Annotated in this window: 18 protein-coding genes and 3 pseudogenes; 12 read left to right on the forward strand and 9 right to left on the reverse strand. The window is 61.1% G+C overall.

Going from position 1 to position 20561, the window contains the following annotated elements; all coding sequences use genetic code 11:
- Positions 1-170: 170 nt before the first annotated feature.
- Positions 171-518: pseudogene (locus tag C3L37_RS24705) on the forward strand (helix-turn-helix transcriptional regulator); the annotation flags it as partial.
- Positions 519-570: 52 nt separating this feature from the next.
- On the opposite strand, the pseudogene C3L37_RS25645 reads toward C3L37_RS24705, so the two are convergent.
- From C3L37_RS25645 to C3L37_RS24155, 5 genes and pseudogenes are all read right to left on the reverse strand, one after another.
- Positions 571-717, reverse strand: a pseudogene (locus C3L37_RS25645) (ArsR family transcriptional regulator); the annotation flags it as partial.
- 858 nt (positions 718-1575) lie between these two features.
- Positions 1576-2826, reverse strand: a complete 1251-nt coding sequence (locus tag C3L37_RS04490) for a cation:proton antiporter (protein WP_129113443.1) — start codon at positions 2824-2826, stop codon at positions 1576-1578.
- A 695-nt stretch (positions 2827-3521) separates the two neighbouring features.
- A pseudogene (locus C3L37_RS04500) lies at positions 3522-4296 on the reverse strand (SLC13 family permease); the annotation flags it as partial.
- A 195-nt stretch (positions 4297-4491) separates the two neighbouring features.
- Positions 4492-4905, reverse strand: a complete 414-nt coding sequence (locus tag C3L37_RS04505) for a CBS domain-containing protein (protein ID WP_129113445.1) — start codon at positions 4903-4905, stop codon at positions 4492-4494.
- 472 nt (positions 4906-5377) lie between these two features.
- On the reverse strand, positions 5378-5539 hold the full coding sequence (locus tag C3L37_RS24155; RefSeq protein ID WP_164974662.1) for a hypothetical protein: 162 nt from the start codon (positions 5537-5539) through the stop codon (positions 5378-5380).
- Positions 5540-6011: 472 nt separating this feature from the next.
- Here C3L37_RS24155 and C3L37_RS04515 point away from each other — a divergent pair, with 472 nt between their 5' ends.
- From C3L37_RS04515 to C3L37_RS04530, 4 genes are all read left to right on the forward strand, one after another.
- Positions 6012-6374: a group I truncated hemoglobin gene (locus C3L37_RS04515; RefSeq protein WP_129113446.1), complete on the forward strand. Its 363-nt coding sequence runs from the start codon at positions 6012-6014 to the stop codon at positions 6372-6374.
- Positions 6375-6576: 202 nt separating this feature from the next.
- Entirely contained in the window at positions 6577-6996 is a 420-nt protein-coding gene (locus tag C3L37_RS04520) for a universal stress protein (RefSeq protein WP_129113447.1), read from the forward strand.
- Between the two features lie 92 nt (positions 6997-7088).
- Complete coding sequence (locus tag C3L37_RS04525; protein ID WP_129113448.1) at positions 7089-7538, forward strand: pyridoxamine 5'-phosphate oxidase family protein; 450 nt, start codon at positions 7089-7091, stop codon at positions 7536-7538.
- A gap of 105 nt (positions 7539-7643) precedes the next feature.
- Positions 7644-9152 carry an amidase gene (locus C3L37_RS04530; protein ID WP_129113449.1) on the forward strand — a complete coding sequence of 503 codons (1509 nt, stop codon included), beginning with the start codon at positions 7644-7646 and terminating at the stop codon, positions 9150-9152.
- A 1000-nt stretch (positions 9153-10152) separates the two neighbouring features.
- On the opposite strand, the gene gvpA is transcribed toward C3L37_RS04530, so the two are convergent.
- A complete protein-coding gene (gene gvpA / locus C3L37_RS04535) occupies positions 10153-10428 on the reverse strand; it encodes a gas vesicle protein GvpA (RefSeq protein WP_129113450.1) in 276 nt (91 codons plus the stop codon).
- A 293-nt stretch (positions 10429-10721) separates the two neighbouring features.
- Entirely contained in the window at positions 10722-10943 is a 222-nt protein-coding gene (locus C3L37_RS04540) for a hypothetical protein (RefSeq protein ID WP_129113451.1), read from the reverse strand.
- Positions 10944-11354: 411 nt separating this feature from the next.
- Here C3L37_RS04540 and C3L37_RS04545 point away from each other — a divergent pair, with 411 nt between their 5' ends.
- From C3L37_RS04545 to C3L37_RS04575, 7 genes are all read left to right on the forward strand, one after another.
- Positions 11355-11888 carry a CAP domain-containing protein gene (locus tag C3L37_RS04545; protein WP_129113452.1) on the forward strand — a complete coding sequence of 178 codons (534 nt, stop codon included), beginning with the start codon at positions 11355-11357 and terminating at the stop codon, positions 11886-11888.
- 131 nt (positions 11889-12019) lie between these two features.
- Positions 12020-12694, forward strand: coding sequence for a hypothetical protein (locus C3L37_RS04550; protein ID WP_129113453.1), 675 nt, complete (start codon positions 12020-12022; stop codon positions 12692-12694).
- A 310-nt stretch (positions 12695-13004) separates the two neighbouring features.
- Positions 13005-14606 (forward strand): COG1361 S-layer family protein, encoded by a 1602-nt coding sequence (locus C3L37_RS04555; protein ID WP_164974663.1) that lies wholly within the window; start codon positions 13005-13007, stop codon positions 14604-14606.
- A gap of 9 nt (positions 14607-14615) precedes the next feature.
- The gene (locus C3L37_RS04560) at positions 14616-17069 is read left to right on the forward strand and encodes an efflux RND transporter permease subunit (protein ID WP_129113455.1); all 2454 of its coding nucleotides are present in this window, start codon (positions 14616-14618) and stop codon (positions 17067-17069) included.
- A gap of 117 nt (positions 17070-17186) precedes the next feature.
- The gene (locus tag C3L37_RS04565) at positions 17187-17477 is read left to right on the forward strand and encodes a UPF0175 family protein (protein ID WP_129113456.1); all 291 of its coding nucleotides are present in this window, start codon (positions 17187-17189) and stop codon (positions 17475-17477) included.
- On the forward strand, positions 17478-17990 hold the full coding sequence (locus C3L37_RS04570) for a DUF3368 domain-containing protein (RefSeq protein WP_129113457.1): 513 nt from the start codon (positions 17478-17480) through the stop codon (positions 17988-17990). It begins immediately after the preceding gene.
- A gap of 106 nt (positions 17991-18096) precedes the next feature.
- On the forward strand, positions 18097-18477 hold the full coding sequence (locus tag C3L37_RS04575) for a CBS domain-containing protein (protein ID WP_129113458.1): 381 nt from the start codon (positions 18097-18099) through the stop codon (positions 18475-18477).
- Positions 18478-18534: 57 nt separating this feature from the next.
- Here C3L37_RS04575 and C3L37_RS04580 read toward each other — a convergent pair whose 3' ends face one another.
- Together C3L37_RS04580 and C3L37_RS04585 are read right to left on the reverse strand one after the other, a co-directional pair.
- The gene (locus C3L37_RS04580) at positions 18535-18918 is read right to left on the reverse strand and encodes a RidA family protein (RefSeq protein ID WP_129113459.1); all 384 of its coding nucleotides are present in this window, start codon (positions 18916-18918) and stop codon (positions 18535-18537) included.
- A 39-nt stretch (positions 18919-18957) separates the two neighbouring features.
- Complete coding sequence (locus C3L37_RS04585) at positions 18958-20337, reverse strand: aspartate aminotransferase family protein (RefSeq protein ID WP_129113460.1); 1380 nt, start codon at positions 20335-20337, stop codon at positions 18958-18960.
- Positions 20338-20561: the final 224 nt, after the last annotated feature.

The following is a 20561-nucleotide window of genomic DNA, read 5'->3' on the forward strand; positions in this document are numbered from 1 at the left end:
GCACAGGCAGCCGCCTTGCGACAGCTCTTGAAGAGAAAGGACTCCTCTCACGAGAACAAACGACCAAGAAGGGCCAACGGACCTACCTGCTGGAGCCGACGAACGGGCACGCGACAACGCCTTCGGAGACAGCAAGCGAATACGCAGAGGAAGAAGTCAAGGACGGTCCAGACACCGCCCTCACTGCTCGTGAAACGCGTGCGTTAGCACTCATTCGCGAGCGAGGCGGACTCTACCAGAGTGAGTTCTGGAAAGAACTGGGGGTGAACAGTCGGACAGGAAGCCGTTTGGCGACTGGTCTCGAAGCAAAGGAGTTGATCCGCCGGGAAGAAACCACGTATAACGGCCAGCGAACCTACCTGCTCCTTCCAGCGAAGAAGGAGCTTGACTTCTCGGTACTGATGGCTGGGGACATGTTCTCGCCGCTAGTCGGCACCGAGGAAATAGATCCAATTACTTCTGATGCGTTTGCTCAGTGGATTTTACAACTCGCATATGAAGAAGATTCGAATGCTTGACATCCTCCCACGGCTTTAGAGTGGGAGGATGTCAAGGAGACGCACTCTCCTGTTAGTCGCTGTACGCGTCAAGGAGATCCCACTCCTCGCGCATCAGTTCTCGAACGCCGTGTTCGAGTATCCCTTCGCCGAGTGAGGTGGCCTGATAGTACGAGTAGAGGCCTTCGGTGTCGGGCTGCTTCCGTTTTCGATTCTCGACACGCTATTCACGAAAGCGGTTCACAGAACTGCAGGGCGAGGAAGCCCACGACTGTAGTCGTGGGAGGAATCGCCCGTCTTTGGTCGCAAACACCGGAATCGGGAGGTTTAGGCCCCCTCTCGGCGCATCTATGATACTCCTCGGTGACCAAAACGGTCGCCGTGGAGGGGCCATCGTAGGCTGGCCCTGAACTCGGGGACTATGACCGCGAACGTGACGCCACTGGCCGCTCTGTTCCCTGTATTGGGATTGAGCGGGAGATGAAAACACCGGGAATTAAAGCCGGGTGAGTCGGCTTCGGACGCAGACCACGGGACGGAAACCCACGCAGGAATCCCCTCCGTGTGCCCGTCCTGCCGAGTCCATCGCGGTCTTGACCGGTGACAAGGGATACGACGACCAGAAGCTCCGACAGCTCGCCCGTGATACTCTGCAATCTCGGAACGACGCCACCCGAGTGGTGCACCCATGCATTCCGCTGCCCGCAGCAACTGATGCGCGTCGTACCGTTCTGGCGATTCATGAGTGAGGACAACGCGGTCGCGGGAGCGCTTCGGATCGTCGACGACTACATAGGATACGTCCTGGCCAGGCTGCAGACCCATTAGCCGTAGTGATTGCAGTCTTGGGCTGCGGTTCTGGATTGAGATCCAAACTATTCGCCGCAGATTCAGGTGATCGATCTTATGTGAATGTATCAACTATAGATGGGAGATAGAGCTGAAGGTAAGGGTACCGAACTACGATATTGCTCATGTAGCATACCTCGGGATAGAAGATGACAGATTATCAGACAAAGTCAATCCCTCTTCGATTGAGACTATCACAGGTGATCGTGCATTTAGAGTAGTTGGTGAGTTAGATGTTCTCTGAATCCGCCTCAAGCTCTGAATTCTCGGTGAAGATGAGATCACCAGTCTGTTCCAGCCAGTCGACACCCCATTTGACGGTAGGCGGGACAAGTGCTGTGGTGAAGATCGCCGTAAAGACGAGAATCGAGAAGAGTTCCTGGCCGATAACGCCTGCTGACAGTGCAATCGATACAATAATGATCTCAACGGTTCCGCGTCCATTCATTCCGAAACCGATGACGAGTCCCTCCCTTGGAGACAGCTTCGTTGGGAGGGTGAACAGCCAGCTCCCAACGATCTTGCCGACGAAGGCGACTACCAAGATGAGTACGAGGAGGCCTAGGTCCTGCGTGAACACGGCAAGCGTGAGATCGAACGCGACTGAGACGAAGAAGATTGGCGCGAAAAAGCCCATCGCCAGATCATACATCACGCTGTACATATGCTCGTAGATGTCCGGCTCCAACTGAGCCTGGCGAAGGAATAGGCCGGCTATGAATCCGCCGATGATCATATGAAGATCAACGAGTGCCGCGAAGAATGCGAAGATGAGGGCGACTACGAGCGCTACTGTGAACGCGGAGGTCTTGTCGACGAATTGGTGGCGCTCCATCCACGCTTCCAACTGCTCCCAGAGGTGTGGAAGGACTTTCTCCCCGACCAGAAGCGCTGCCGCAAAGAATAGGAGTGCTTTACCCGCAACCAAGCTGAGGCCGACGGCAGTCACTTCTCCAGTTTCGATGAAACCCATGATCCCGGCGAACACGACCATCACGCCGACGTCGGACAGTAATGCACCACCCAGGAGAACACCTGCAATCCGCGTATCCAAGATATCGAGATCGACTAAGATACGCGATTTCGTCGCTAGTGAGGTGGCTGCCATCGCGATTCCGATGAATAGTGACTGCCCAACCGTCGCGCCAATGAAGTGCCCGACTCCATAGCCTAGCCCAAACGGGACGATAAAGCCACCGAATGCGACCATCAACGCTTGTGGCCCAAGTTCGAACAGGTTGTGCAGATCGACTTCCATGCCGACATAGATCATTAATAAGAAAACACCAAGCTCCGCGAAGGTTTCGAGCCCTTCCGTTGAGTGTACCAGGCCCACTACCGCTGGTCCGAAGATGATTCCTGCGAGGAGTTCACCCATCAACGCGGGATAGCCGACGCGCTCAACCAAGAGACCGAAAATCCACGCAAGTATGAGCACCAAGAGCAGATTGAGGATATCGATACCCGCGGCTTCGACCATTATGTCTGTTCTAGTCACTCCATCAACTAAATGATCATGATCCATGCGAGGAGTGGGCTGGTAGTGCCACCGCTAGAGGGCTCGTTCAGGGTATTTGGAAAACAAAGCGAAATCGATCATAACACCAATAGGAGTCGAATCCCGGCAAAAACTGAATCTCCGAATCCAGCCACGGGTTATTCTAAGTATCCGGCTTTTCAAGCCGGACGTTGTAAGGAACTGCGCGTTGAAAAAGGTACTAGCGGGTAGCGTTCCAACAACACAGTATCGGAGCAACCTACGAACCACCGTTTGAGAGAGGAGCAAAAATGGTTACCCCAAGTACCTCTACAGATGTTCAAAAGTGTCAAAATTAGTCATTTTCTGGGAATCCCAATTCGGGTGGATCTCACGTTTCTCCTCGTTGGTCCGCTCTTCGCTTGGCTGATCAAGCGAAATATCGCCACTGCAGGAATTTTTCTCAACACCAGCGTTCCTGAGAGGCAAAGATTCGACACAACTCGGCCGGAACTCCCCACCGTAGACATCACAATTTCCGGAGAGGTGTACGTCGAGCTGTGACGACTTAGACGGGTCCTCTTCGACCGATGTTCCGTCTTCCTTTCCCCCGACCAACATTCCCTCACTAACTTGTAGGGTCCTATCCGAGGAGGTTCTGCAGCGTCAGGACGACGAAGAGCAGAATCACGGCCTCGGATATTATACACGTCGATGTCGAGTTCGTCATCGCCCAGGGCCTCCTCGACAGTCTGCCTGATCAATGACAAGTTCGCAGGGACGACGACGTCTGCGAGGTACTCTTGGAGGGCATACTCCTCGACGAGGTCCTTGTGGGCTGGAATTCGTTCGGGGAGGAGCCGAACATCGACCGTCATTAGATAGAGCGTACTCACCGCGAAGACAAGGACACCCAGCTGGGTGAATTCGAACATTTCGAAGGCGTGAAGACCGAGCTCAGGAGACTTCGCCCCAAGCTGGGTTGCAATATCGCTTGCGAGAATGTTCGTCGACGTTCCGATGAGCGTCAACGTTCCCCCAAGCATCGACGCAAACGAGGGGGATGAGCAGCTTCGACGGTGAGGTCTTGCCGTTGTGAGCGAGATCGTTGATCACCGGAACCAGTATCGAGACGACTGGCGTGTTGTTGATGAACCTCGAGACGGACCCGGTGATGCCCACCGTCGCAGCAAGTTGCTTACGCCAGTCGGTCCCGGCGAACGTGGCCATCCTTCGCCCAATCAGCTGGACGATGCCGGTTCGGTTGATCCCGGTGCTCAGGATAAGCATCGCCAGGCCAGTGATCGTGGCTGGATTGGCAAATCCTGAGATTCCCTCCCGCGGAGAGATTTGTGTCCACGGCTCGAATACAATCAACAACACCATCACCAAGATCGCGGTGAGGTCGATCGGGAACCATTCGGTGGCGAACAACACGAGCGCGAGCAGGATAACTGCGAAATCGACGAGCATCTTGGCTGTCACGGGCGGTAAATCGAGGTTCTGGACTGCCAACGGAATGTAGAGAAGGACACGCCGAACAGAGACGCCTACATGGAAAAAGGACTGGTATGTGCCGATTGCTGAGCGCTACGACCCGTGGAAGAGCGCGTGACTGCCAGTTCGAGAAGCCAAGTAGAACGCGTTGTACGCACCAGAGGCTTGTCATTAGTCAGTCGTATCCCGCGGCCTCGGCCCCGCCCCACGAGAGATATACGCCGTCAGATCCGTTGTCGTGATGACACCAATAACTTCTCCGTCATCAAGAACCGGAACGTGATGGAAGCCATATTCGAGCATTAGATCAGCGACGCTACGAATGGGTTCGCTCGCGGTAGTCGTGGTAACGTCCGTACTCATCGATGTCCCGACGGTCGCGTTCGGATCAGGGTCGCCTTCTGCGATGACTTTGATGAAATCAGTGGCAGTGAGAATTCCTTCGAGATGATCGTCGTCGCCAACAACAATGACCGAGCCGATACCCTGTTCGAGCATCAGCCTCCCGGCATTCTGAAGTGACGTGTCAGCATCCACTGTGTGGACCGGCGAAGACATGAGGTTCCCAACGAAAACATCGTCCATCTAAGAAGAGAGAATGCGTCCAGGGATAAAAGTTCGCACCGAAGTACGGATCTTGGTCTGGACACTCTACTGTGTTGTGTGGATGAACGCCCCAATATCGCTATTTAAACTGAATTGAAATTTCTACGGGCAAGTCAGAGTGAGTGTCTCGGGACTTGGCCTTGAAGCGGTTCACTAATCTCACGTCATCACTCGGGGAGTGCTGACGTATCGAACTCGGCGTTGTATTGCTCATAGGTGAGTATCAGCTTTCCAGGCATTGGGTCCTTCGCTGCATCTCAAAGCGTTTTGAACGCTTGAATGGCCTCATTTGAGTCCTCTGAACCTTCCCTGACGGTTCGTACCTCTTCTCGAACCGTGTCGTATACTCGCTCGAGGATGCGCTGAGCAGCGTATGAATCCGTTTTTGAGCCAATTTCAAAGAAGCTTCGTAGCGAGCCATACTTGTAATTGGTCCGCACTGGGTTAACCTTCATCGTGCCTCTTCTGTGCACGTAGCGAAGAAGCACTCTCCCGCAACGACGTTTTCTATTATTTCCCCCACCACGTTCGACATCGATACTGTAGAGCCGATAACTCCCCTCTTCAGGCAGACGGTCTCTAACACTATCTTAAGCAGGCAGAGATACGCCACGTCTCCACCTGCGACCCGACTACAGCGACGAGGACGACACGGATGGCCTAACCACTCGGAAGCCAAAGACCGCACCGCCGCGTTCTACGATTACGTGATTGCAGGCGAGAAAGCCTCGCCCCTGAGGGCGGGGCTGAATCGCCGTCTTCGGTTCACTTTCGGAGTTCGAGTACATCTTCGGTGCTTTCCAGTCGGTTCTCTATTCATCCGACGCGGCATGTCCGCGCCCATACCGGGACAATCGGATATATTCGGACCCCCCAACCGACCGAGGCTCGCAGGCACCTCTTTGGGAGACGTCGGGTACCGACACAAAACACCCAGGTACCTCCAAACCCGCCGACAATTGTTCGTATTCTTCCGGAAACGGTAGGGGCATCCGATTCGAGCGAAACGATATGAACGACCGGCAGATTCCCAGTCTCTGGGAGCGCCCCCAACGCCTCTATGTCCGCGGACGAAAATTCCGTACATGTCGGAGTCGATGTATTCCGAGATCGGCGGGCGCGAAGCGATCGAAGCCGTCGTCGAGGATTTTTACGACAAGGTGCTCGCCGACGAACGGCTCGCCGGGTACTTCGAGGATCATGATATGGAGTCGCTCTACGCCCATCAAGTACAGTTCATCAGCGCGGTCGCGGGAGGCCCCGTCCAGTACTCGGGCGCGGACATGCGGGAAGCCCACGACCACATGGACATCGATCAGTCCGATTTTGACGCGGTCGCGGAGTATCTGGAGAGCGCCCTGGTCGAAAACGGCGTCGGCGACCAGAACGTCGACGCGATCATGGCGGAGGTCGCCGCGCTCGAAGAGCCGGTTCTCGGCCGGGGGTGACGGCAGTCGGGTGAGACCCTTCAGGGTGTGCTCCTCGCGAGCGACGGCACGCGGGTGACGACGCCGATCCCGCGCGAGAGACGACGGGTGAGAAGTGTCACGGCCCGAGCGACACGATGGCGTCGCGGAAAGTATCGGCGGCGTATGGCTGCGCCTAGGCTTTTCGCGCTCGCGGTTGACGATCGAACGAGGGACCAAAGAGATGTACGACACGATTCTTCTCCCGATCGACGGGAGCGCCCCCGCGAACCGCGCGACCGAACACGCGATCGCACTCGCGGAACAGTACGACGCGACGCTTCACGTAATGTACGTCGTCGATACGGCGCGATACGGCGAACCGGCGTTGAGTAGCACCGAGCTCGTTATCGACGAACTCGAGGACCGCGGTCACGACCTCCTCGTGGACGTAGTCAAGCGCTCGGACGACCTTGGGATTGAGTCGCACCGCAGGCTGTGTCACGGCGCGCCGGCGTCGGAAATCACGGGCTACGCCGACGACATCGACGCTGATCTGATCATTCTCGGCTATCAGGGCCTTTCGCACCGCCTGTCCGACCATATGGGGAGCGTCGCGGAGCGCGTCGCCCGGACCGCCGGCCGACCAGTTCTCACCACCTGAGTCGGTGGTGGCCTCGCTCCACCGTCACCGAATCGAGACATACTGGCGCATGTGGCCGTTCGCTTTTCTATTCCCGAGTAGAACTATTCGCTATGCAAGGCCTCCGTTGGGTGCAAATGACCGCGGACGAACGGAACGAGTTCCTTGGACGGGGTGGCACGGGCGTTCTCTCCTTCGCAACCGACCCCGACGACCCGCCCCTCTCGCTGCCCGTCTCGTACGGGTTCAATCCGGACACGTCGAACTTCTACTATCGACTCGCCTTCCCGCAAGGCAGCGGGAAAGAGGCCGTCCTCGACGGTCCCGTCTCGTTCGTCGTCCACACCCACACCGACGGCGGGTGGCGGAGCGTCGTCGCGGCCGGTTCTCTCGAAGAGGTGACCGACGCGCCGTACGAATCGACCGCCGTCCAGGAGATGTGGGCGGTTCACATCCCGGAGATCGACATCTTTGATCGCCCCCCAGAGGACATCCCGTTCCGGGAGTTCCGCCTCGTTCCGGACACGCTGACCGGACGGAAGGAAGTCGCGTCCCAGTCCTGACCGGTGGGACGGCGGCGTCCGGTCGTCAACTGACGGTGGTGGCGCCCCGACCGCCTACATCCTTATGCTATTCGGTACCGTCTAGCACTACGGTGCGGATCGAACATGTCATCCACAGCGTTTCGGCTAGAAGAAGCTACTATCGACGAGATCCACCGCGCGTTCGAAGCGGGTGAGCTCACGAGCCGCGGACTCGTCACGCAGTACCTCGAACGGATCAACGCGTACGACGATGACGGACCGGCGCTTAACTCCATTCTACTGGTCAACGACACGGCAGTCGACAGGGCCTTCGAGCTGGACGTCCACTTCGAAGAGACAGGCGAGTTCGCCGGCCCACTCCACGGAATCCCAGTGCTCGTCAAGGACGCGCTCGAGACGACCGACATGCCGACGTCGTTCGGCTCCGAGGCGTTCGAGGACTACGTCGCCGACCGGGACGCGACCGTCATCACGAGCCTCCGGGAGGCGGGGGCGATCATCCTCGCGAAGACGACCCTGCCCGACTGGGCGACCTCCTGGTTCGGCTTTTCGTCCATCAGCGGCCGAACGAAGAACCCCTACGCCCCGGATCGAGACCCAGGCGGATCGAGCAGTGGTACCGGTGCTGCCGTCGCGGCCAACCTGGGCGCAGTCGGCATCGGCACCGACTGCGGCGGTTCGATTCGCGTCCCCGCGTCGTTCGACAACCTCGTGGGATTCCGCGTGACGCCGGGGCTCATCAGCCGCACGGGCGTGAACCCGCTCGTCTCGCACCAGGACACGGCCGGTCCCATGACCCGAACCGTTCGGGAGACGGCCCTGCTCCTGGACGTCCTCGTCGGCTACGACACGGCTGATCCACTCACCGCCGTGACCGAACTCCGACGCGTCGACGGTTCATACGTCGATCAGCTCCGGGCCGACGCGCTCCGCGGGGCGCGTATCGGCGTCGTGCGCGATGCCTTCGGTGACGACGCGAACCCCGACGCGGCACCCGTCAACCACGTCGTCGACGGCGCGCTCGCAGCGATGCGCCACTCGGGTGCTGAACTCATCGACCCGGTTTCACTTCCGAACCTCGACGAACACCTCTCCGAGACGATGTTGTACGTCCTGCAGTCAAAGCGGGATATCAATGACTTCCTGGCGGAGCGGGACGGCCCGGTCGACACCGTCGATGACCTCTACGAGGCCGATCGGTATCACGAGCTTCTCGATCTCCTCGTCGCATTCGTCGAGGACGGTCCCGACGACCTGGAAGGCACCATCGAGTACTGGCGTAGTCGGGTCGCGCAGTACGACTTCCAAGAGGAGATTCTGAACGTCTTCGCCGAACACGACCTGGACGCGATGGTCTATCCGGACGTACAGGTGATCCCGCCGGCCGAGAGCGAGATCCGAGAGGGGAAGTACGAGACGATGACGTTCCCGACGAACACGCTCATCGCCTCGCAATCGCTGTGCACAGCGATGTCAGTGCCGGCGGGGTTCACCGACAACGGTCTCCCAATCGGGATCGAACTCCTCGGTCGGCCGTTCGACGAGCCGACGCTGCTCCGCCTCGGCTACTCGTTCGAGCAGGCGACCCGCCACCGCCGGCCGCCGGAAACGACGCCGCCGCTCTCCGAGTGACCGTCGACTGACGCCACGACACGTCGTAGTAGATTATCTCGGACGATCCGCAGGCCACGTACCGTTTATCGTGCGGGTGAAGGGTTGTCCTGCAGTGTCGGCACTCGTATATCGACATCTCGCTGCTTCCGTCGTGATCGCACGCCCCATTCATGCGAAACCACTCACGTTCCTGCCTCGGTGAGCGGCTCTCCCCCGTTTTCTCCGCCGTATCGGTGAGCGCGATCGTAATCCCAGACGACGTTAAGATTGGACGGAGACCGTAGTCATCGACTGGATCCACACTCGGCCGTTTTTCTATCTGTGTCTGTCAGTCAACCGTTAGCTCGCGCGAGCCGACGTGGGAGATCGCACCGACCGCGAGAGCGGAACAGGAGTGCGCTTTCCAGCCTCGGCACGGAATACCCATCGGTAGAAACACCGAGGAAGACGCATTCGTTTCCCCTTAGAGATGCCTCGCGTATCCGCAGGACGTGCAGTGTAACGTGTCCGAGGTACGCAGAAGCACTCCCTCGCTGCAGTGCGCACAGCGACCCAAAACCGCGCTGTCCGGGGGGGCGCTAACCGCGACTTCGAGCCAGCGGATTTTGGCTTCGAGGTGCGCCAACCGCTCATCCTTGCGGTGATTCTGCTCCGCGAGCCGTTTCTCGACCGTGCCGCGCGAGAGGGTCTGAGCGGCGGACGGAGGCTGTTTTCTCTCTTTGCGAGTCAGCAGGTCTCCGCTCTCCCTCGTTGTCATGCTAGGGCTAAGGTAGCCGACTATTTAATTCGTATTCCAAATCACCGGGAATGAAATGGCCTCTGCGGCAACCCCTTATCCGTCTTCTTCTAATGGATGATACGGTGAACGAATTCTACAAACTTTCACAAAATGGGATATAACCGTTTGATCTATCCACAATCCTCCGAATTTATTGGATACATCGACATTTTCTCCCCCCAAAAGTCCGCCGGACTTCGGTAGTCGCGTCCCGGCCCGCGAGTCGAAGCGTCGACGTCGCTACTCCGACTCGGCGCGAAGTGCGGGCGTCCGCTCGATCTCGAGATCCTGGAGGTCCTCATAGTCCCCCGACTCCATCGCTTCCTCCAGTTTCGATATCTCGACCGCGTAGTGGAGGAACGTGTCGACCGAAGCGACCACGACGCGCGCTTCGATGGTGATGAGTTCGATCCCGACGACCGAAATCCGCGCCCAGATGTCTATGACGATGCCTTTGTCCAAGATGCGATCGAGGACTTCCGCGAGGCTGGATGATTCGGGGCGGTTGGATGCCATCAAGCAACACTGCGTCGTTCATGTGCTTAACGGTGCTGGCTAAACTGTATAATAATGACGCAACTCGGGAAACAATGAATAATGTCTAGGCTATTATCATCACTTGCTCGGGCGACTGTTCACTTTCCAAGATTGTGTACAAACAGCATACATCGAACTCAGGCGATTGACAGGATACGAACTATCACGATCCGGCGGTAAATCGCGACGGACAGAAATCGATGCTCGAACCGGACCCGTTTCGTCGGAGCCTCTGACGTGAAGGCTTCTCGCACGTTAGCGCGGGGAGGCACTTACGGACGCGGGAGCGAGACGTATGTGTCGCTAATGAGCGTGGCTCCCTCCGCGACGAGGGTGCCATCGCAGTCGGTGACGCTCCCGCCGTCGGGACCGATCACGGCGATGACCTCCGGTTCGTCATGCTCCTGCTCATCGGGCGGTCCAACCGACGTTGCAATCAGGTCGATGTCGCTCAGATCGACAGGGGATGATGGACGCGACGTTGATTGTCGCATACGTACTGTGTGAGGGTTTGATTCAAAAGGGTTTCTTTCTTAGAAAGCATACCTTTGCGAGAAATTCGCAATCATCGGGCTATCCTTTTCAGATCGTAAGATAGTACGCCGCAGTGGAAAACGGGCCTCAGTACGATTCGAAAACTTGCCTCGACGAAGTCGTGTTGACATCCTCCCGCTCCTGAAGACGCGGTTATGCGCTCGAAACTTCTATCACGCGCTCGCCCGCGGCCCCGATAATGGCCCGCCACCGGTACCGTCGTTCGATGGAGGGCACCGACCCGCCCCATGAGATCCGCCGTAACCCGGCATCAAGGTGCCGTTCGTTTCCCTCGATTCGCTGCGTTCAAATTTTTCACTTCGATTTAGCAATAGCTTAGTGAAGATCGTCGAGGAGTATAGCAGTCGAACATGGCACACGAATCACGCCGATCGTTCGCCCGAAAAGCAGCTGCGGTTGCGATCGGTGGGTCCACACTCGGCGTCGTTGGAACCCGTCGATCGACCGCTCGGGCGACGGCGGACGAGTACGAACGCGAGGTCGAGCGCGCCGTCCACAGACGCGTCAATCGAATCCGGACGAACCGGGGGCTCGATCCGCTCGCGTACGGCGAGCGCCTCGCAGACGTCGCCGCGTACCACAGTGAGGATATGGCCGACGAGGGGTACTTCTCACACACGTCACCCGACGGCGAGACGGTGGGCGATCGGTACGAGAAGTTCGGACTCGCCTGCCGTCGCTGGGGAGAGAACATCCTGTACAACTACGCGGCGGACGAGTCGCCGACCGAGGCCGCGAGACTGAGCGTCGACCAGTGGATGCAGAGTAGCGGCCACCGGCGGAACATCCTCGCCGATTTCTGGACAGCCGAAGGAATCGGGGCGGAAGTCGCCTCCGACGGGCGGCTGTACCTGACGCAGAACTTCGGAACCGGTTGTCGCTGAATCTCGATTCGTTTCTCACTCTCGAAAACACTATCCGAAATCGACAGTCGATCCTCGCGAACCGAGACCACCGCTCGTTCCTGCGAATCGTTATGCCCGTCCAGTGTCAACCCATTAGGAGGGAACACCGGATGAGAAGGACGGCGCGAACAGTTGCCGTCGTCGGGCCGGACGGCAGCGGAAAGACCACGCAGGCGAGGTTGCTCACAAAGCGTCTACGAGCGAACGGCTACGACGCCCAGTACGTTCACGCGCTGTATTACCTCACCAACCCCCTCCCGTACGACGATCGGCTTCGTCGCCGAGTCGGCCCACGGAGCACGCGAACCGGGAGACGATCGTCCTACAGCCCGCCGTATCTCGCTCGCCGGTTTCTCTTCGCCTGGTTCGGCTACTGGTTCGCGCTGGCGACGGTCCTCATCGCGTCCGTGCGTGTTCGCGATCGGATCGTCGTCTTCGATCGATACTACCAGCAGTTCTTTTACGACGTGTACGGGCCGGTCGGCCTCCCGCTCTCGCGTTTTCTCCCCCAGCCGTGGCGGATGGTCTATCTTGAGGCGGACCTCGATACACTCCGCCCCCGGTTCGACGCCGTCGACCGCTCCATCGACGAGCGGTATCACTCGGCGGCAATCGACCGCTACGACGTCTGCGCGACTGACGACTGGCTTCGACTTCCCGCCGAATTATCGGTCGATCGGCTTCATGAGCTGATCTTCGAGGAGATTCGCTACGGGATCGAATCGGAACAATCGCCGACACTCGCGCCCACCCCTGTTCGCGACGAGCGATTCAGCGACCGGTGAGTTCGCACGGGCGGCGCCGCGAGGGATGATTCGGACGACTGCCAAGGAGAGGACGACGCTTCGACGCGAACCCTAATTCTTGGCTCTATCCCGAGATGTGACCTTCACAGAGCTATCGGTGCCATGGATCATCTAAAAATTGATCATCAGTGCTGTTCAAATCGAACCTTCGGGCACGGCGTGCGTTGATGCCTAGAGAACGCGGTCAGCGTCCGCTTCACCGCCGTTGACGCAATGCTTATTCCCCGTCGAGCTATCGATACGACACTGAAAGGGTGTTCTATCTCACATGTTTCGTCAACCACGGTCGGTGAGCGATCGGAACACAGTGCACCGCCGGCTACTTGTCCTTTTAGTCATCGGGTTGTTGGTCATCCCGTGCGGAAGGGCGACGGCGACCGTCGGGCCTGAGCACCTCGAAGTGCCGTCACAGGGTGAAGTCGCCCTCGTTCAGAGCGCGCCCGACGAATCGACGACCACGGAGTTCACGCTTGAAGAAGGAGACGAATCGCTCGACGCGGGTGAAAACGGGACTGTCGACGGCGTGCTCACCAATAGTGGCTCGGAGCCCGCGTTCGACGTCGTACTCGTACTTTCGCCGGACCAGTCCGAGGTCTCGCCGCGTCAGCCAGAGATCCCGCTCGGCGACCTGCAACCGGGCGATTCGACCGAGTTCAAGTATCCGATCGCGGTTCCGGACGACGCCGAATCGGGCGACCGTCAGCTCTCCTTCGTCGTCGAGTATCGAAGCGAGGACGGTACGGCACAGCGGAGCGACGCGCTTACCGGGCGAGTGACGGTGGCCGGACAAGGTCCCGACTTCGAGATCGTCGACGGCGAGTCGGAACTCGTGGCCGGCGAGGAGGGGACGGTTTTGATCACGATTGAAAACGAGGGCGAAGACGTTTCGGATGCGATAGTCACCCTGCAATCGCGAAGCAGTGAACTCCGACTCGGGAAGGCGGAGAGCGACAGCCGGTTCGTCGGCGAGTGGGAAACCGGCGACGAGCAAACCGTCGAGTACCGGGTGGTCACGACGGAGGACGCGCTGGAGCAGAGTTATCCGCTCCAGGTAACGGTGTCCTACGAAGCGGAAAACGGGACCTCGGATCGGTCGGATCCGCTCCCGATCGGTGTGACACCAGAGGGCGAACAGGGGTTTTCGCTCTCGAACCTCTCCGGCGGACTGAGCGTCGGAGACGAGGGCGCGGTGGCCGGTACGATTACGAACGACGGGCCGCAGACCGCGTCGGACGCGGTCGTCACGTTCGAACCCGAAACCGGGAACCTCGACGCGCAGGAGACGGAGTACGCCCTCGGGACCCTCGAACCAGGCGAGTCGGCTCCGTTCTCGTTCCCGATCGAGGTTTCGGACACTGCTGAGCCGGGCGACCGCCAGCTCTCCTTCATCGTCGAGTACGAGAACGAGCAGGGAGATCTCCGGCGCAGTGACCCGCTGAACGTGCAGGTGACCGTCGACGAGCGGACGGATGAGTTCCTCGTCGAGTCGCAACACGGGACGGTTCAGTCGGGCGACAGCGAAGCCGTCACGGTCGTCGTCACGAACAACGGCGCCGAACCGGTTCGGAACGTCGACGCGCGGGCGTTCGCGGACGATCCGCTGACCCTTTCGAACGACGAGGCGTTCGTCGCCGAACTCGAACCGGACGAGTCCGCGGCGCTGACGTTCGAGGTCAGCGCCGCGAGCGGCGCGGTTCCGAACACCTACCCCCTCTCGCTCGACTTCCAGTACGACGAGGAGGACGGCGAGACGAAACTCTCCGACACGTACGAGGTTCCGATCACGGTGACCGAACCCGAGGGCGACGGACTCCCGTTGGGGCCCATTGGCGGCGTCGCCCTCTCCCTTCTTTTCGCCGTGGCGGTCGCGTGGCTGTGGAGGCGGCGCTGAGGAGCGCTCGTGTCCACGCTCGACCCCCAAACGATCGTCGATCGGGCCGACGAGTGGGTCGTGGAGCGGTCCCGCGCGGTGATCTTCTCCTTCCTGGTCGTGACCGTGATATTCGCGATCGGCCTCGGCGGGATCTCGACCGACAGCGGAACCGAGCAGTTCACCGAGGATGATCCGGCACAGGAGGCGCTCGACGAGGTCGACGAAAAGTTCGAGCGGCCGTTCGTGCCGGACGAGGAAACGACGCAGATCGTTCAAACTGCCCCGAATGTCCTCGCGAAAGACGAGCTAGTGACGATGCTCGAAGTGCAGGAGGAGTTCGAAGACCGCGAGGAGCTTCGCGTCGTCGAGACTCGAAGTGCGGCGTCGGTCGTCGCCCGAACGATCGACCCGAGCGCGACGACGACCGACGCGCAGATCCGAGCGCTCGAATCGGCGACCACCTCGGAGGTCGAGGCGGCCGTCCACAGGGCGGCTGGGGATTCGGCGTTCGCGTCTCTACTGAGCGACGACTTCAACCGCGAATCAGCGTCTGCGTCGGCGACGATCGCGATCGCAGAGCACGAGGTTCCCCGCGGCCTCTCCGAGGCGGGCGGCGGCGAGGGCGAAGAGACCGCGCTGACACCGATTCAACTGCGCATGCAGGCGATCGCGGATGGCTCCGACGGCGACGTTCGCGTGTTCGGCAGCGGAATCATCTCCGCGGAGCTGTCGAGCGTCATCTTCGACTCGCTTTTGATTGTCGTGCCGGCTGCGGCGATCCTCATCCTCCTGTTTCTGGTCGTCGCCTACCGCGACCCCGTCGATCTCGTCCTCGGACTCGTCTCGCTCGCCGTGACGGTCGTCTGGACCTTCGGATTCGTGGGGCTGGCGGGGATCCCGTTCACGCAGCCGCTCGTCGTGATCCCGCCCCTGTTGCTCGCCGTCGGTATCGATTTCGGGATCCACGCGATCAACCGCTACCGCGAAGAGCGCGTCACGGGGCGGGCCATCCACGAGTCGATGCGGACGGCGACGGACCAACTGCTCCCGGCCTTCGTCATCGTCACAGGGACCACGGTGATCGGCTTCGCCGCGAACGCGACGAACGATCTCGCGCCGATCCGCGATCTGGGGATCGTCGCCGCGATCGGCATCGTCTTCACGTTCCTCATTTTCGGGCTGTTCCTCCCCGCGCTGAAGGTGTACACCGACGATGCGCGCGAGCGCTTCGGCGTTCCGACGTTCGGAGTGCGACCGATCGGCACCGCGGGATCGGCGTGGGGAGGCGGGCTGACCGTGGGCGTCGCAATCGCCCGTCGAGCCCCGTACGCGTTGCTCGTCGTCGTCGTCCTCACGACCGTCGCCGCCGGGTGGTACGCGACCGGCATCGGAACGTCGTTTTCCACCGAGGACTTCCTTCCGCCGGAACAGACCCCCGAGTACCTCGACGTCCTGCCGGAACCGTTCGCACCGCGGACGTACACCGTCACGGAGACGATCGATTTCCTGGAGGAAAACTTCGCTTCCTCCGAAGAGGACACTGTAATCGTCTACGTCGAGGGGTCCCTAGACGAGGACTACGCGTTAGAGTCGATCCAGCGCGCCAATCAAAATCCCCCCGATACGTTTCTCGTGCAGGGGCGGGAGGCCCGCGCCGAGAGCATCATCACCGTCATCGACCGCTACGCGGCCGTGTCGCCCGAATTCGCCCGCCTCGTCGAACGGAGCGACGTCGACGACGACGGGGTTCCGGACGAGAACCTCGAAGAGATATACGACCGACTGTTCTTGTCACCGGCTCGCGCGCAGGCGCTCGAATACCTCACCGAAGACCGCCACAGCGCGCAGGTCGTGTACTCGGTCCGGGGAAGTGCCTCCGATCGCGCGATCACGGACGACGCCCGCGACGTCGCCGACCGATACCGGTTCGAGGCGACCGCGACGGGTGAGACGGTCGTGTTCCAGTCGCTCGCCGAGACGATCTACGCCTCCGCGGTTCAGAGTCTCGCCCTCGCCCTCGCCGGTTCAGCCGTCTTCCTCGTCGGCGTCTTTCGCGCGCTGGAGGGACGCGCGTCGCTCGGCGTCGTCAACATCGTTCCGATCGTGGTCGCGGTTGCGCTGCTCGCGGGGTCGATGCGATTCCTCGATGTTCCGTTCAACGCGCTCACGGCGACGATCCTCGCGATTGCGATCGGCCTCGGCGTCGACTACTCGTCGCATGTCGTCCACCGGTTCGCCGACGAGTACGGGAAGTCAGACGACGTGTTCGACGCGCTCGATCGGACTGTCCGCGGCACCGGCGGCGCGCTCACCGGCAGCATGCTAACGACGGTGTCCGGGACCGGCGTTCTCGTGTTCGCGATCACGCCGCTTCTCGGCCAGTTCGGCCTCGTGATCGCGCTGAGCATCGTCTACTCGTACCTTGCGGCGCTCGTCGTCACACCCTCTGTGATCGTCGCGTGGAGCCGATTCGCAGCGTGACCGTTCGGCGACATCCGGTGGGAGAGCGCGAGCGAGTCGACACGGGGAGCCTGGCACTTCCGAAACTCACCGACGACTACCGAAGCGCTTGTATACGATGAATACAAAGTAAACACCATGGGAACGATCTCGGCACGGGTGCCCGACGAACTGGAAGCGGAACTCGAAGCTTACCTCGAAGGGGAAAAGCTTGATCGGAGCACGGCGGTGCGCAAACTCCTCTCCGAGGGGCTCGAAGACTGGCGTCGCGAGCGAGCGCTCGAACGGCTCGCCGCGGGGCGGGTCACCTTCGCCAGAGCGGCCGAGCTCGCCGGGATGTCCGCGTGGGATTTCGCCCAGCTCGCCAAAGAGCGCGACGTCACGTGGGTTTCGGGGACGCACCTCGACGAGGATCTCGGGGCGCTGTGAATGTGGATCTTCGACGCGACACCGCTCATCTACCTCGCGAAGGTCGACCGCCTCGACCCGCTTTACGACCTCGACGGATCGCGTGCGATACCCGAGCACGTCTACGGCGAAGTCGTCGAAGCCGGCATCGAAGGGGGCCACCCCGACGCTCGTCGAATCGAACGCGGCGTCGAGGACGGCCTCTTCGAGGTGGTCGCGGTCGAGGAGACGGCGCTCCTGTCCCGGCTTCGGCGGAATCCGAACCTCAGCGAGGCCGACCGCGCGGTCCTCGCCTGCGCCGCCGCGAACGACGGCGTGGCCGTGATGGACGAAACCTATGGCCGAGACGTCGCCGCGACCGAGGGAATCACGACACGAGGCACGGCGTACCTCGTGTTACTACTCGTCACTCGGGAGGCGATGGGCGTCGACGAGGCCCGAGCGGCCATCGACGCGATGATCGACGAGGGCTGGTACTGCGCGCCCGACGTCTACGCGAAGATCGTCCGGAAACTCGACTCGCTCGCCGATTGACGCGTGCGGCGCGGGCCGCGCGTTCGGCGTTCGGCATTCGGTGTTCGGACGAAGACCGTCCGCCGGAGGGGAAAAGACAAAACGGCCGGCCGACGTTGACGGTCGTATGGACACTGACAAGCGAACGCGAGTGGGGGACGTGATGTCGACGCCGGTGCAGACGATCTCGTCGAAGGCGACGGTCAGGGAAGCCGCGACGACGATGCGCGACCACGGCATCAGCGCGCTCCTCGTGCCGGGGTCCGCGACGGCGATCGTCACGAGCACCGACGTGCTCAACGCCGTCGCGGACGGGCACGACGCGTCGGAGCTGCGCGTCGCCGACGTGATGACGTCGCCCGTCGAGACGATCACGTCGAACCTGATGATGGAGGAGGCGGCGGCGATGATGACCAACTTTGGCATCAAACACCTCCCGGTCGTCGACGCCGACGGCGACGTCGTCGGAATGGTGTCCTCGACGGATATCACGGTCGCGCTCTCCTGACGGCTCGGCCGCATCCCGCGAAGCTGAGCCGTCCCGCCGCTTCGCTCCGCCCCCCGATCAGCCGAGGGAGGCGACGGCGTCCATCTCGACGGCGACGTCGCCGGGGAGGCGCGAGACCTCCACGCAGACGCGCGCCGGCGGGACGTCGCCGAACTGCGCGCCGTAGGCCGCGTTGACGCGGTCGTAGTCGTTCAGGTCCGTCAGGTAGACAGTGACTTTGACGACGTCGTCGAGCGAGCCGCCCGCCGCCTCGACGGTGGCGGCGACGTTGGCCAGGACCCGCTCGGTCTGTGCCTCGACACCGCCGTCGACCTCCTTGCCCGTCTCAGGATTGACGGGTCCGTACCCGGAGACGTAGAGCGTCTCGCCGGCGCGGACGGCCTGCGAGTAGGGGTTGTCGGTGCGCGGTGCGTCGTCCGTTCGGATGCGTTCTTTGGACATCGGTGAGTTGGCGTTAGGTATGTTGTCGGTTACCGATTCTCAGGCGGCCCGTCGCGTGGCGGTGACGTGTTCGACCGCGTCGGCGACGACGTCGAGCGCAGTCTCGGCGAGCTCTCGGGTGAGCACGAGCGGCGGAAGCAAGCGTAGCACGCTGCCGTAGCGGCCGGCCGTCCAGACGAGAACGCCGTGCTCGTAGCAATACTGCTGGATCGCGTCGACGGCGTCGCCGTCGGGGGCACCGTCGCCGTCGACGAACTCGGCACCGACGAACAGCCCCCTCCCACGAACGTCGGCGAGGCGGGGGTTGTCCCCCGCGATCTCTCCGAGGCGCGCTTGGATGTACTCGCCCAGGTCGCGGGCGTGCGCCAGCAGGCCGTGCTCCTGGACGTACTCGATGGCGCGCGCTCCGGCGCGCATGGCGACGACGTGGCCGCGGTAGGTCCCGGCGTGCTCGCCCGGCCCCCACGTGTCGAGGTCCTCGCGGTACATCGTCGCCGAGAGCGGGAATCCGACGCCGCCGAGCGCCTTCGCGGTCGTCACGACGTCCGGCGTCACGCCCTCCCACTCGCTCGCCCACCACTGCCCGGAGCGGCCGAACCCGCTCTGAATCTCGTCGAAGACGAGCGGCAGGTCGTTGTCGTCGGCGACGTCGCGGAGGCCGCGCAGGAATCCCTCCGGGGGGACGACGACGCCGCCCTCGCCCTGGATGGGTTCAACGAAGATACCGGCCGGGTTGGCGAGGCCGCCGTACGGATCCTCAACGATGGCCTGCACCTCCTCCAGCGCGCGGTCGATCGCCTCTTGTGGATCCCTGTCCTGTGCGAACGGATACGGGTAGGGGGCATGGACGACGTCAGCCAGAAGCGGCGTGTAGTGGCCTTTGAACCCCTTGTTCGACGTGAGGCTCATCGCCCCGCTGGTTGCCCCGTGGTAGGCCCCGCGGAACGCGATAAGCCCGTCGCCGCCGGTGTTGTACTTGGCGAGCTTGATCGCTGCCTCAACGGCGTCGCTCCCGGTCGGCCCGCCGAAGACGACGCGCTGTTCGCCCGCGAGCCCGTCGGGTGCGATCTCGTCGAGCTTCTCGATGAGTTCGAGTCGCGGTTCGCTTGGGAAGTCGACGGTGTGGACGAGCTTGTCCGCCTGCTCGTGGACCGCCTCCATCACGTACGGGTTTGCGTGGCCGACGTTGAGCACGCCGATACCGGCGAACATGTCGATGAAGACGTTTCCGTCGACGTCACGGACGGTCGCTCCCCTCCCCTCGTCGAAGGCGACGGGGATGTCCTCGGGGTAGGCGACGGCGCTGCTGTCGATCTCGCGCTGTTTCGTCAGGAGTTCGCGCGACCGCGGTCCGGGAACTGCGTCGACGTTCGGTGCATCCGTAAAGTGCAGATCCTCGATGGGCGGGCCGGCAGCCATACCCATACCCATGTGGAACGGTTATAAATAATTTGTCCACAGTATTCGAGAGTAGATTACACAAAAATTGATTACGACTCTGTGGATCGGCGGGCCGTTTCGCCGTGGGAGGACGCGCGGGCGCTGGATCTCACCGTGACGACGCCCTCCTCTGCGACTGCTTCGGTCGACGCCGTTTCGCGTACACACCCTCTGTTGATAATGTACACAAAAATTTTATATTC

The sequence above is a fragment of the Halegenticoccus tardaugens genome (assembly GCF_004116405.1).
GTDB lineage: Archaea > Halobacteriota > Halobacteria > Halobacteriales > Haloferacaceae > Halegenticoccus > Halegenticoccus tardaugens.